Source organism: Formivibrio sp. oc-25, assembly GCF_055810895.1.
Window position 1 is genome coordinate 108,995 of record NZ_JBVVOL010000001.1, and the last position, 13,758, is coordinate 122,752.

The window sequence follows — 13,758 nt, forward strand, 5'->3', positions numbered from 1 at the left end:
AATACTGCTTAATGCGGTTGAAGAGATGTACCAGTCACTGATTGTAGTGGCACTGTTGTTAGCGCGGGTGTAGCTCAATGGTAGAGCAGAAGCCTTCCAAGCTTACGACGAGGGTTCGATTCCCTTCACCCGCTCCAATATGCGCCGATGTAGCTCAGGGGTAGAGCACTCCCTTGGTAAGGGAGAGGCCATGGGTTCAATTCCCATCATCGGCTCCATCGTTTTGTTGATATATTTCTAAGTTCTCGAGAAGGAAATAGTCATGGCCAAGGAAAAATTTGCGCGGACGAAGCCGCACGTAAACGTAGGCACGATTGGCCACGTTGACCACGGCAAAACGACGCTGACCGCAGCGATCACCACGATTCTGTCGAAGAAGTTTGGTGGTGAAGCCAAGGGTTACGACCAAATTGACAGCGCGCCGGAAGAAAAGGCACGTGGTATTACTATTAATACCGCCCACGTTGAATATGAAACTGCTACCCGTCACTATGCCCACGTTGACTGCCCGGGCCACGCTGACTATGTGAAGAACATGATTACCGGTGCGGCCCAGATGGATGGCGCCATTCTGGTTTGTTCTGCTGCAGACGGCCCCATGCCGCAAACTCGCGAGCACATTCTGCTGGCTCGCCAGGTTGGTGTGCCGTACATCATCGTGTTCCTGAACAAGTGCGACATGGTGGATGACGAAGAGCTGCTCGAGCTGGTAGAGATGGAGGTTCGCGATCTGCTGTCCAAGTACGACTTCCCGGGCGACGACACTCCGATCATCAAGGGTTCCGCGCTGAAGGCGCTGGAAGGCGACCAATCCGAAATTGGCGAACCGGCTATCTTCCGTCTGGCTGATGCGCTGGATTCCTACATTCCGGAACCGGAGCGTGCCATTGATGGTACCTTCCTGATGCCGGTGGAAGATGTATTCTCGATCTCTGGTCGTGGTACTGTGGTGACTGGTCGTGTTGAACGCGGCATCATCAAGGTTGGCGAAGAAATCGAAATCGTGGGTATCCGCCCGACCCAGAAGACTACCTGTACTGGTGTGGAAATGTTCCGCAAGCTGCTCGATCAAGGTCAGGCTGGCGACAACATTGGCGCGTTGCTGCGTGGCACCAAGCGTGAAGATGTTGAGCGTGGTCAGGTTCTGGCTAAGCCGGGTTCGATTACTCCGCACACCAAGTTCACGGCTGAAGTGTACGTGCTGAGCAAGGATGAAGGCGGCCGTCATACCCCGTTCTTCACCAACTATCGTCCGCAGTTCTACTTCCGTACCACTGACGTGACTGGTGCGGTTGAATTGCCGGAAGGTACCGAAATGGTGATGCCGGGTGATAACGTATCGATCACTGTATCGCTGATTGCGCCGATTGCCATGGAGCAGGGTCTGCGTTTTGCCATCCGTGAAGGTGGCCGTACTGTTGGTGCTGGCGTTGTTGCTAAGGTCATCGAGTAATTAATAAGTTGTTCTTCCAAGGGGTGGTATTCGTGTACAATACTGCCCTTCCTCAGTAGGCGAGTAGCTCAATTGGCAGAGCACCGGTCTCCAAAACCGGGGGTTGGGGGTTCGAGACCCTCCTCGCCTGCCAGATAATTCAGAGCCGTTCCGATGGAGCGGCTTTGTTCACTGTCGGTTATCCGAAAAAGTGTGGCAATGGAAAGTGTCGATAAGATCAAAGTGACGGCAGCGGTCCTGCTGGTGCTGGCTGGTGTGGTGGGCTTTTATTTGCTGCCAGCTGCGCCTGTGGTATTGCGTCCGCTCTCTGTTGTGGCGGGGTTGCTGGCGGCTGTAGGGGTGATGTGGTTTTCTGTCACGGGCCAGCAATTTGTTGATTATGCCCGTGATTCCGTAAAGGAAGCGCAGAAAGTTGTCTGGCCGAGTAAAAAAGAAACTTGGCAGTTGACGGGTATCGTTTTTGTTTTTGTTGGTGTGCTGTCACTGTTCATGTGGGTGGTCGATTCCGGACTTGCCTGGCTTTTTTATGATGTTGTGCTTGGTCGCGGTTAAGGCAGGGCGGAGATTCTGATGGCTATGCGTTGGTATGTTGTGCACGCCTATTCCGGCTTTGAGAAAAGTGTGCAAAAAGCGTTGAAGGAACGGATCGAGCGCGCTGGCATGCAGCACCTGTTTGGCAGCATCCTGGTGCCGGTGGAAGAGGTTGTCGAGGTCAAGGCTGGTCGCAAGGCGGTGTCCGAACGCAAGTTTTTTCCTGGATACGTGTTGGTCGAGATGGAAATGACTGACGATACGTGGCATCTGGTCAAGAGCGCGCCTAAAGTTACTGGCTTTGTGGGTGGTTCGGGCAATCGTCCGGCCCCGATTTCCGAGAAAGAAGTTCAGTCCATCATGCAGCAGATGCAAGAGGGTGTGGAGAAGCCGCGTCCCAAGATTCTGTTTGAGGTGGGTGAGCAGTTGCGCGTAATTGACGGTCCTTTTGCGGACTTCAATGCAACGGTCGAAGATGTTGATTACGACAAGAGTCGAGTCAAGGTCTCGGTGCTGATTTTTGGTCGCGCAACACCGGTTGAAGTGGATTTTTCCCAGGTCGAGAAAATCTGATCTGGCTGGTGGGTGTGTGATAGCACCTGTTTTGTGGGGAGCGAGCGGTGCTCGCGTCTGACCCGTTCAAGGAGTGAATCGTGGCAAAAAAAGTTGTCGGCTATGTAAAGCTGCAAGTGCCCGCTGGTAAAGCCAATCCGTCGCCGCCTATCGGCCCGGCACTTGGCCAGCGTGGTTTGAACATTATGGAATTCTGCAAGGCATTCAATGCCGCGACCCAGGGTGTAGAGCCGGGTCTGCCGATTCCTGTGGTGATTACCGCTTACGCGGACAAGTCTTTCACCTTCATCATGAAGACTCCGCCTGCAACCATTCTGATCAAGAAGGCTGCTGGCATCACTAAGGGTTCTTCCAAGCCGCATACCGATAAGGTGGGTACCATTACTCGTGCTCAGTTGGAAGAAATCGCCAAAACCAAGGCGCCTGATCTGACTGCTGCTGATGTGGATGCAGCCGTGCGTACCATCGCCGGTTCCGCCCGTTCGATGGGTCTGAATGTGGAGGGCGTGTAACATGGCTAAGGTTTCCAAGCGTCTCGCTGCGCTCAATGCGCAAGTTGACCGTAATAAGCTGTACGCCATTGACGAAGCCATTGCGCTGGTCAAGGGTGCTGCTACTGCCAAGTTCAACGAGTCGATCGATGTGGCCGTGAATCTCGGCGTTGATCCGCGCAAGTCCGACCAAGTGGTTCGTGGTGCTGTTGTATTGCCGAAGGGTACTGGCAAGACTGTTCGCGTGGCCGTCTTTACCCAAGGCGCCAATGCAGAAGCAGCCAAGGCTGCCGGTGCGGATATCGTTGGTTTTGACGACCTGGCTGAACAAGTCAAGGCCGGCAACATGGACTTCGACGTCGTGATTGCTTCCCCGGATGCAATGCGCGTTGTGGGTCAGTTGGGTCAGATTCTCGGTCCGCGTGGTTTGATGCCGAATCCGAAGGTCGGTACCGTGACTCCGAACGTTGCAGAAGCTGTGAAGAATGCCAAAGCCGGTCAAGTGCAATACCGTACCGACAAGGCTGGTATCATTCATGCCACTATTGGTCGCGCTTCGTTTGAAGCTGCTGATCTGAAGGAAAACCTGTCGGCGCTGGTTGATGCTCTGCAAAAGGCCAAACCCGCTGCTTCCAAGGGCGTGTACTTCAAGAAGCTTGCTGTTTCGAGCACGATGGGTGTTGGCGTTCGCGTCGATACCACCAGTGTGCTTCAATAAAACTTTGGGCTCCCGGCCTACCAGCCGGGAGATTGTCAAAGACCGTAGGTGCACTTGTATGAGTGCTTAATTTGGCGCAAGCCGGCCTACGCAGACGGTGTCCCAGTCAATCAAGACCTCAGACATGGCGCATTTTGCCTTGAGCCTGACCAGTCTCCTGAATGAAGGTCGCCGTTTGTTGGGTGGTGCGGATTCCGCACTGAACTTGATCAATGGAGGTAGACCTTGAGTCTCAATATTGAAGACAAAAAGGCCGTCGTAGCTGAGATCGCGGCAGAAGTTGCCAAGGCTCAGACTATCGTTGTGGCCGAATACCGGGGCATCGGGGTTGCTAGCATGACTCAACTGCGCAAGCAGGCACGTGAGTCCGGCGTTTACCTGCGTGTTTTGAAGAATACGCTGGCGCGTCGCGCGGTTCAGGATACTCCGTTTGCCGGTCTGGCTGACCAAATGGTCGGCCCGCTGGTTTACGGCATTTCCGAAGATCCGGTTGCTGCAGCCAAGGTTCTGCATGACTTTGCCAAGAAAGACGATAAGATCGTCGTCAAGGCAGGTTCTTTCGATGGCAAGGTGCTCAATGCGGCCGAAGTGGCCCAGCTGGCAAGCATCCCGAGCCGCGAAGAGCTGCTGTCCAAGCTGTTGTATGTCATGAAGGCGCCGCTGTCCAGCTTCGCCCGTGGCCTGGCGGCACTGGCAGAGAAGAAGCAGGCCGAAGCCGCTTAATCACAATTCGATTTATACAGACAAGTTATTCAGGAGTATTTACAAATGGCTCTGACCAAAGAAGACATCCTCGAAGCCGTTGCCGGCTTGACCGTTATGGAACTGAACGACCTGGTTAAGGCGTTCGAAGAAAAGTTCGGCGTTTCTGCAGCTGCTGTTGCTGTTGCTGGCCCGGCTGGTGCTGCTGCTCCGGCTGCTGAAGAAAAGACCGAATTTGACGTAATCCTGACCAGCGCTGGCGCACAGAAGGTTGGCGTGATCAAGGTTGTGCGTGAACTGACCGGCCTGGGTCTGAAGGAAGCCAAGGACCTGGTTGATGGTGCACCGAAGCCTGTCAAGGAAGGTGTTGCCAAGGCTGACGCAGAAGCCATGGTGAAGAAGCTGGTTGAAGCCGGTGCTACGGCTGAGATCAAGTAATCGTATCTAACGATTGCTGAAGGCAGGTGGAGGAATCCGCCTGCCGTTTTGCGTTTTCAGTATTTACAGGCAGTAGCTAGACCGGAAACTGGCCTCTTGGCTTGTTTGTGGTTTGTCTTTTGCGCCCTACCTCCATGGAGAGTTTATGAGTATGCAATACTCGTTCACCGAGAAGAAACGCATTCGCAAGAGTTTTGCGAAGCGGGCGAGCGTCCTCGATGTGCCTTACCTGTTGGCGACCCAAATCGAGTCTTACAATGAATTCCTGCAACTGGATACCACGTCGGATGTACGTGTCAATCGTGGTCTGCAGGCAGCATTTAGCTCGATTTTTCCGATTCGGTCCCACAACGACAACGCTCGACTGGAATTTGTCCACTATAACCTGGGCGAGCCAGCGTTCGACGTGATCGAGTGCCAGCAGCGCGGCATTACTTTTGCCGCTCCGCTGCGCGCGCGCGTTCGCTTGGTTATCATGGATCGTGAAGCTGCCAAGCCGACCGTGAAAGAAGTCAAGGAACAAGACGTTTACTTCGGCGAAATTCCGCTGATGACGCGTAACGGCTCGTTCGTGATCAATGGGACCGAGCGTGTAATCGTGTCCCAGCTTCATCGTTCGCCGGGTGTATTCTTCGAGCACGATAAAGGCAAGACGCACAGTTCGGGCAAGTTGTTGTTCTCGGCCCGCATCATCCCTTACCGCGGTTCCTGGCTGGATTTCGAGTTCGACGCAAAGGATCTGCTGTTCTTCCGGATCGACCGTCGTCGCAAGATGCCTGTCACCATTCTGCTCAAGGCACTTGGCTTCAATGCAGAACAGATCCTGTCAATGTTCTTCGATACCGATACGTATCGCTTTGATGGCAAGGATTTGCAGCTGGAACTTGCTCCGGATCGACTGCGTGGCGAAATCGCCAAGTTCGATATCGTGACCGATGACGGCAAGGTGCTGGTGCAGAAAGACAAGCGCATCACTGCCAAGACTATCCGTGATATCCAGAATGCTGGGCTGACACAGGTCGTAGTCCCGATGGACATCCTGCCGGGCCGCATCCTTGCGCACGATATTGTCAATCCGGATACGGGCGAAGTCATTGCGCGTGCCAACGATGAAGTGACGGAAGAGTTGGCTTTGCTGATCCAGGAAGCTGGTATTGCAGAATTCAAGCTGCTGTACGTCAATGATCTCGATCAAGGTGCCTGGATTTCTTCGACGCTGCGCTCCGACGAGTCGGTTGATCAGTGGACGGCGCGCGTGGCGATCTATCGCATGATGCGTCCGGGCGAGCCGCCGACGGAAGATGCCGTGAAGGCTCTGTTCGATGGCCTGTTCTTCTCGGCAGATCGCTACGATTTGTCTGATGTCGGTCGCATGAAGTTCAATAGCCGTGCCTATCCGGATGCCGAGGTGCTGGATGCCAAGACACCGGGCTGGATGCGTGCGTTCTATGCGCGTATTGGCGAGGGCTTCAAGCAAAACGCTGGTGTTCTCACAACCGATGACATCATTGCCGTGATCGGCATCCTGCTTGAGTTGCGCAATGGCCGTGGCGATGTCGATGATATCGATCACTTGGGTAACCGTCGCGTTCGCTCGGTCGGTGAGCTGGCAGAAAACCAATTCCGCGCAGGTCTGGTACGCGTTGAGCGTGCGGTCAAGGAACGTCTGTCGCAGGCGGAATCCGATAATCTGATGCCGCATGATCTGATCAACGCCAAGCCGGTCAGTGCCGCGATCAAGGAATTCTTCGGTTCGTCACAGCTTTCGCAGTTCATGGACCAGACCAACCCGCTGTCGGAAATTACCCACAAGCGCCGTGTTTCGGCGCTGGGCCCGGGTGGTTTGACTCGTGAGCGTGCCGGCTTTGAAGTGCGTGACGTGCACCCGACCCACTATGGTCGTGTTTGTCCGATCGAAACACCGGAAGGTCCGAATATCGGTCTGATCAACTCGCTCTCGTGCTATGCCCGCACCAATCCTTACGGTTTTCTGGAAACCCCGTATCGTCGCGTTGTCGATGGCAAGGTAACCGATCAGATCGATTACCTGTCGGCAATTGACGAAGGCAAGTATGTGATTGCTCAGGCTAATGCCGAGACCGATGCCGAAGGCCGCTTGATTGATGAAATGGTGACCTGCCGTGCCAATGGCGACACCATTATTGCTGCCTCGGATCGTGTTCAGTATATGGATGTGGCGCCGAGCCAGATCGTATCGGTTGCAGCTTCGTTGATCCCGTTCCTTGAGCACGATGATGCAAACCGTGCCTTGATGGGTGCCAACATGCAGCGTCAGGCCGTTCCCTGCCTGCGTGCTGAGAAGCCCTATGTCGGCACCGGTATTGAGCGTACCTGTGCAACAGACTCGGGTACAGCGGTCACAGCACTGCGCGGTGGTGTGGTGGATTACGTGGATGCCAGTCGCGTAGTGATTCGTGTCAATGACGATGAAGCGCAAGCCGGCGAGACCGGTGTGGATATCTACAATCTGGTCAAATTTACCCGCTCCAACCAGAACACCAATACCAACCAGCGTTCCATAGTGAAACGCGGCGACAAGATCGCGCGTGGCGATGTGATTGCTGATGGTGCATCAACCGATTTGGGCGAACTGGCGCTGGGCCAGAACATGCGCGTGGCGTTCATGCCATGGAATGGTTTCAACTTCGAAGATTCGATCCTGATCTCCGAGAAGGTGGTGGCCGATGATCGCTACACCTCGATCCACATCGAGGAACTGAGCGTGATGGCCCGCGACACCAAGCTGGGGCCGGAGGAAATTACCCGCGATATCTCGAATCTGTCCGAGCGCATGCTGGGTCGTCTGGATGAGTCCGGCATCGTCTACATCGGTGCAGAGGTTGAGGCCGGTGACGTGCTGGTCGGCAAGGTTACGCCGAAGGGCGAAACTCAGTTGACGCCGGAAGAGAAGTTGCTGCGTGCGATCTTCGGTGAAAAAGCCAGCGATGTGAAGGATACGTCGTTGCGCGTGCCGTCCGGCATGGTTGGTACCGTGATCGATGTCGCTGTATTCACTCGCGAAGGCGTCGAGCGCGATAAACGCGCTCAAGCGATTATTGATGAACAGTTGCGTCGCTATCGTACAGATCTGAACGATCAGTTGCGTATCGTTGAAAATGACTTGTTCGAGCGGATTGAGCGCCAGATTGTCGGCAAGGTGGCCAATGGCGGACCCAAGCGTCTGGCCAAGGGTTCGGAAATCACCAGGGAGTATCTGGATAGCCTGCCTGCCAAGGCCGACTGGTTCGATATCCGCTTGGCTGATGAAGAGGCCGCTCGTCAACTGGAGGCGATGAAGGATCTGATCGCCCAGATGCGCACCGAATTCGAGCATCGCTTCGAAGACAAAAAGCGCAAGCTCACGCAAGGTGACGAATTGCCGCCTGGCGTGATCAAGATGGTCAAGGTCTACGTGGCGGTGAAACGTCGCTTGCAGCCTGGTGACAAGATGGCCGGTCGTCACGGTAACAAGGGTGTGGTTTCCAAGATTCTGCCGATTGAGGATCTGCCGTATATGGCCAATGGTGAGCCGGTCGATATCGTGCTCAATCCGCTGGGCGTTCCGTCGCGGATGAACATCGGTCAGATTCTGGAAATTCACTTGGGCTGGGCTGCCAATGGGTTGGGGTATCGCATTGACGAAATGCTGCGCGAGCAGCGCAACATTGCGGAAGTGCGCACCTTTATCGACCAGATTTACAACAGCACTGGCAAGGTGGAAGACATCGCCGGTCTGACGGATCTGGAAGTGCTGCAGCTCGCACAGAATCTGCGTAATGGTGTTCCTTTTGCAACGCCGGTATTTGATGGTGCCAAGGAAGCCGAAATTCGCAAGATGCTGGATCTGGCTTTCCCGGACGATGTGGCCGAGAAACTTCAGCTCACCGCAAGCAAGAATCAGGTCACGCTGTATGATGGTCGTACTGGTGAAGCGTTCGAGCGCCCGGTGACGGTGGGTTACATGCACGTGCTGAAGTTGCACCATCTGGTTGATGACAAGATGCACGCACGTTCGACTGGTCCGTACTCGCTGGTTACTCAACAGCCGTTGGGTGGTAAGGCGCAGTTCGGTGGTCAGCGCTTCGGGGAAATGGAAGTGTGGGCACTGGAGGCCTACGGTGCTGCCTATACCCTGCAGGAAATGCTGACCGTGAAGTCGGATGATGTGAATGGCCGGACCAAGATGTACGAGAATATCGTCAAGGGCGACCACAAGATCGAAGCCGGCATGCCGGAATCCTTCAATGTGCTGGTGAAGGAAATCCGCTCGCTGGGTATTGATATCGATCTGGAAGAAACTGAGTAATTCTCGTGGGGCGTGAGGCGAAGCAGGAGAGACTGCTTCGCCGAACCCTTCACTCCATAGCGGAGAAATGAGTTAAATGAAAAGCCTACTCGAACTGTTCAAGCAGGTAGCGCAAGACGAAGAATTTGATGCGATCAAGATCGGACTGGCTTCGCCCGAGAAGATCCGTTCTTGGTCGTACGGTGAAGTCAAGAAGCCGGAAACGATCAACTATCGTACGTTCAAGCCGGAACGTGATGGCTTGTTCTGTGCCCGTATTTTCGGACCGATCAAGGACTACGAATGTCTTTGCGGCAAATACAAGCGCCTGAAGCACCGTGGCGTTGTGTGCGAGAAGTGCGGGGTGGAAGTTACTCTGTCCAAAGTACGTCGCGAACGCATGGGCCACATTGACCTGGCTTCGCCGGTTGCGCATATCTGGTTCCTGAAGAGTTTGCCGTCGCGTCTGGGCATGGTGCTGGATATCGCACTGCGTGATATCGAGCGCGTGCTGTATTTTGAAGCATTTGTCGTGACCGAGCCCGGCATGACCCCGCTCAATCGTGGCCAGCTGCTGACCGAAGAAGACTACTTCAACAAGGTTGAAGAGTACGGCGACGAATTCGAGGCATCGATGGGGGCAGAAGGCGTGCGTGAACTGCTGCGCTCGCTCAATACCGAAGATGAAATCAGCAAGCTGCGTGCCGAACTGGATTCGACAGGTTCGGATACCAAGATCAAGAAAATTTCCAAGCGCCTCAAGGTGTTGGAAGCATTCACGAAATCGGGTATCAAGCCGGAATGGATGATCATGGACGTGCTGCCGGTGTTGCCGCCGGAGTTGCGTCCGCTGGTGCCGCTGGATGGTGGCCGCTTTGCGACTTCCGACCTGAATGATCTCTACCGTCGCGTTATCAACCGCAACAACCGTTTGAAGCGTCTGCTCGAACTCAAGGCACCGGATATCATCGTGCGCAACGAAAAGCGCATGTTGCAAGAAGCGGTTGACTCCCTGCTCGATAACGGTCGTCGCGGCAAAGCCATGACTGGCGCCAATAAGCGCCCGCTCAAGTCGCTCGCCGACATGATCAAGGGCAAGGGCGGTCGTTTCCGTCAGAACTTGCTGGGCAAGCGTGTCGATTACTCTGGTCGTTCGGTTATTACCGTGGGCCCGACCTTGCGTCTGCATCAGTGCGGCTTGCCGAAGCTGATGGCGCTGGAACTCTTCAAGCCGTTCATTTTCCAGCGTCTGGAAGTGATGGGATTGGCAACCACGATCAAGGCTGCCAAGAAGATGGTCGAATCCCAGGAACCAGTGGTCTGGGATATTCTGGAAGAAGTCATTCGTGAACATCCGGTTCTGTTGAACCGTGCACCGACACTGCACCGCCTTGGCATCCAGGCTTTTGAGCCAGTTCTGATCGAAGGTAAGGCCATTCAGTTGCATCCGCTGGTCTGCGCGGCGTTCAACGCCGACTTCGACGGTGACCAGATGGCTGTTCACGTGCCGCTGTCGCTGGAAGCACAGATGGAAGCCCGCACCCTGATGCTGGCTTCCAACAACGTGCTGTCGCCAGCCAACGGCGAACCGATCATCGTTCCGTCGCAGGATATCGTGCTGGGGCTTTACTACATGACCCGCGAGCGTATTAATGGCAAGGGCGAAGGCATGATGTTCGCTGATGTCAAGGAGGCTCTGCGCGCGTATGAGAACAAGTTTGTCACGTTGCAAACCCGCGTTTCCATTCGCCTGAAGGAATGGGTCAAGGATGAGAATGATGAATGGCAAAGCAGGCTTGTGCGTCGCAATACCACTGTCGGTCGCGCCATCCTGTCGGAAATCTTGCCCAAGGGGCTGGACTTTAGCCATATCGACAAGGCATTGAAGAAGAAAGAAATTGGTCGACTGATCAATGCATCATTCCGTCGTTGCGGCTTGAAGGATACGGTTGTATTCGCCGACCAGCTGATGTACACCGGTTTCAGCTATTCCACGCGTGGTGGCATTTCGATTTGCGTTGATGACATGCTGGTGCCGACCAAGAAAGTCGATATCCTGGCAGTTGCCAATGCCGAGGTGCGCGATGTTGAGCAGCAATACAACTCGGGTCTGGTGACCCAGGGTGAGCGCTACAACAAGGTCGTCGATATCTGGGGCCGTGCTGGTGAAGACATTGCCAAGGCAATGATGTCCGAGCTTGGCAAGGAAAAGGTCATTGATCGGGAAGGCAAGGAGGTCGCTCAAGATTCCTTCAACTCGATCTATATGATGGCCGACTCGGGTGCTCGGGGCTCTGCTGCGCAGATTCGTCAGCTGGCAGGTATGCGGGGTTTGATGGCCAAGCCGGATGGCTCGATCATCGAGACGCCGATCAAGGCAAACTTCCGTGAAGGTCTGACCGTTCTCGATTACTTCATCTCGACGCACGGTGCACGTAAGGGTCTGGCTGATACCGCCCTGAAGACTGCGAACTCCGGTTACTTGACGCGTCGTTTGGTTGATGTGACCCAGGACCTGGTTGTTACGGAAAATGATTGCGGCACCAAGGAAGGTGTGAGCATGAAGGCCGTGGTGCAGGGTGGTGATGTGATCGAGGCGCTGCGTGATCGAATTCTTGGTCGTGTTGCAGCCAGTGACATCATTGATCCTTCCACGCAAGAAACGGTTTTCGAAGCAGGTACATTGCTCACGGAAGACGTGGTTGATCAGATCGATATCCTTGGTATTGACGAGGTCAAGGTGCGTACCCCGCTGACCTGTGAAACTCGCTATGGCTTGTGTGCCAAGTGTTATGGGCGAGATCTGGGACGCGGCCACCTGATCAATACGGGTGAGGCAGTCGGTGTTATTGCTGCCCAGTCGATCGGCGAGCCAGGTACCCAGCTGACCATGCGTACCTTCCACATCGGTGGTGCGGCTTCGCGGGCTGCAGCGGCCAGTCAGGTTGAAGCCAAATCGAACGGTAAGATCGAATTCGGCGGCAATATGCGCTACATCACCAACAGCAAGGGCGAGTTGGTGGTCATTGGGCGTTCGGCGGAAGTTATCGTGCTGGATGATAGTGGACGTGAACGTGAGCGCCACAAGATTCCGTATGGCGCCACACTCATGGTCAAGGATGCTGATGCGATCAAGGCCGGTGCCGTTCTTGCTACCTGGGATCCGCACACCCGTCCGATCATTACCGAATATGCCGGTCAGGTGAAGTTCGAGAACGTCGAAGAAGGCGTGACTGTTGCCAAGCAGGTCGATGAAGTTACAGGCTTGTCGACACTGGTGGTGATTGATCCGAAACGCAAGGCTGGCTCCACCAAGGGTGTGCGACCGCTGGTCAAGCTACTGGATGAGCGTGGTGAGGAAGTCAAGCTGAGCGGAACGGAGACCCCAGTCACTGTTACCTTCCAGGTTGGTGCCATTATTACCGTCAAGGATGGCCAACAGGTCGGTACCGGTGAAGTGCTTGCGCGTATTCCACAAGAATCGGCCAAGACGCGTGATATTACCGGCGGTTTGCCACGTGTGGCTGAGCTGTTTGAAGCTCGCTCGCCGAAGGATGCCGGCATGCTGGCAGAAGTAACCGGTGTCTTGTCGTTCGGCAAGGATACCAAGGGCAAGCAGCGCCTCGTGATCACTGAGCCGGATGGTGTGGCGCACGAATTCCTGATCCCGAAGGACAAGCACGTAATGGTGCATGATGGTCAGGTGGTTAATCGTGGCGAAATGATCGTCGACGGCCCGATCGATCCGCACGATATTCTGCGTCTGCAGGGTATTGAGGCGCTGGCACGCTATATCGTTCAGGAAGTGCAGGAAGTTTACCGCCTGCAAGGTGTGAAGATCAGCGACAAGCACATCGAAGTGATCGTCCGTCAGATGTTGCGCCGGGTAGTGATTTCGGATTCTGGTGATTCCGATTTCATCCAGGGTGAGCAAGTTGAGCGCGCCGAAGTGCTGATTGCCAACGATGCATTGGCTGCGGCAGACAAGGAGCAGGCTAAATACGAGAATGTATTGCTGGGTATTACCAAGGCTTCTCTGTCGACGGATTCGTTCATTTCTGCAGCTTCCTTCCAGGAAACGACCCGCGTTCTGACTGAAGCGGCCATCATGGGCAAGATCGACGAGTTGCGTGGCCTGAAGGAAAACGTGATCGTAGGTCGCCTGATTCCGGCGGGTACCGGTTTGGCGTATCACAAAAATCGCAAGCGTCAACGTCAAGCCAGTTATGAAAATATGGCCGGTGTCAGCGAGGCGATAGCTGAAGTCGGTGCCGAGCAGGGTAATGCCTCGGCCGAGTGAGGATGATGCGGTCCGCTTGTCGGGGGACTGCATTGACGTTGTGGTTGTAACGTCTTTATAATCCTAGCCTTTTCGGCGGCGACCAGGTTTCTGGTTGCCGCCTGCTTTCGTTTTGCTTTGCAGAATGGGGCAAAATGCTGGTTCGCATAAGCGGGTCGGCATGTTTTATCAAACCATAGTCAGGAAATTACAATGCCAACGATTAACCAGCTCGTCCGTCAAGGACGTACGCAGGAAGTGTTCAAG

The 13,758-nt window shown here is 54.8% G+C and carries 9 protein-coding genes and 3 tRNA genes; all 12 read left to right on the forward strand.

Annotated elements, in window-relative coordinates:
- Positions 1 to 63: 63 nt before the first annotated feature.
- Positions 64 to 137, forward strand: a tRNA-Gly gene (locus AC0KVQ_RS00540).
- Positions 138 to 143: 6 nt separating this feature from the next.
- Positions 144 to 218, forward strand: a tRNA-Thr gene (locus AC0KVQ_RS00545).
- Between the two features lie 44 nt (positions 219 to 262).
- Positions 263 to 1,453, forward strand: a complete 1,191-nt coding sequence (gene tuf, locus AC0KVQ_RS00550; protein WP_473419150.1) for an elongation factor Tu — start codon at positions 263 to 265, stop codon at positions 1,451 to 1,453.
- A 57-nt stretch (positions 1,454 to 1,510) separates the two neighbouring features.
- Positions 1,511 to 1,586, forward strand: a tRNA-Trp gene (locus tag AC0KVQ_RS00555).
- Positions 1,587 to 1,651: 65 nt separating this feature from the next.
- Complete coding sequence (gene secE, locus AC0KVQ_RS00560) at positions 1,652 to 2,005, forward strand: preprotein translocase subunit SecE (RefSeq protein WP_473419151.1); 354 nt, start codon at positions 1,652 to 1,654, stop codon at positions 2,003 to 2,005.
- A gap of 18 nt (positions 2,006 to 2,023) precedes the next feature.
- Complete coding sequence (gene nusG / locus AC0KVQ_RS00565) at positions 2,024 to 2,557, forward strand: transcription termination/antitermination protein NusG (protein ID WP_473419152.1); 534 nt, start codon at positions 2,024 to 2,026, stop codon at positions 2,555 to 2,557.
- Positions 2,558 to 2,637: 80 nt separating this feature from the next.
- Complete coding sequence (rplK, locus tag AC0KVQ_RS00570) at positions 2,638 to 3,069, forward strand: 50S ribosomal protein L11 (protein WP_473419153.1); 432 nt, start codon at positions 2,638 to 2,640, stop codon at positions 3,067 to 3,069.
- Position 3,070: 1 nt separating this feature from the next.
- On the forward strand, positions 3,071 to 3,766 hold the full coding sequence (rplA, locus tag AC0KVQ_RS00575) for a 50S ribosomal protein L1 (RefSeq protein WP_473419154.1): 696 nt from the start codon (positions 3,071 to 3,073) through the stop codon (positions 3,764 to 3,766).
- 225 nt (positions 3,767 to 3,991) lie between these two features.
- Complete coding sequence (gene rplJ / locus AC0KVQ_RS00580) at positions 3,992 to 4,489, forward strand: 50S ribosomal protein L10 (RefSeq protein WP_473419155.1); 498 nt, start codon at positions 3,992 to 3,994, stop codon at positions 4,487 to 4,489.
- A gap of 45 nt (positions 4,490 to 4,534) precedes the next feature.
- Positions 4,535 to 4,906, forward strand: a complete 372-nt coding sequence (gene rplL / locus AC0KVQ_RS00585) for a 50S ribosomal protein L7/L12 (RefSeq protein WP_473419156.1) — start codon at positions 4,535 to 4,537, stop codon at positions 4,904 to 4,906.
- A 151-nt stretch (positions 4,907 to 5,057) separates the two neighbouring features.
- On the forward strand, positions 5,058 to 9,233 hold the full coding sequence (gene rpoB / locus AC0KVQ_RS00590) for a DNA-directed RNA polymerase subunit beta (RefSeq protein WP_473419312.1): 4,176 nt from the start codon (positions 5,058 to 5,060) through the stop codon (positions 9,231 to 9,233).
- 76 nt (positions 9,234 to 9,309) lie between these two features.
- Positions 9,310 to 13,512 (forward strand): DNA-directed RNA polymerase subunit beta', encoded by a 4,203-nt coding sequence (rpoC, locus tag AC0KVQ_RS00595; protein ID WP_473419157.1) that lies wholly within the window; start codon positions 9,310 to 9,312, stop codon positions 13,510 to 13,512.
- Positions 13,513 to 13,758: the final 246 nt, after the last annotated feature.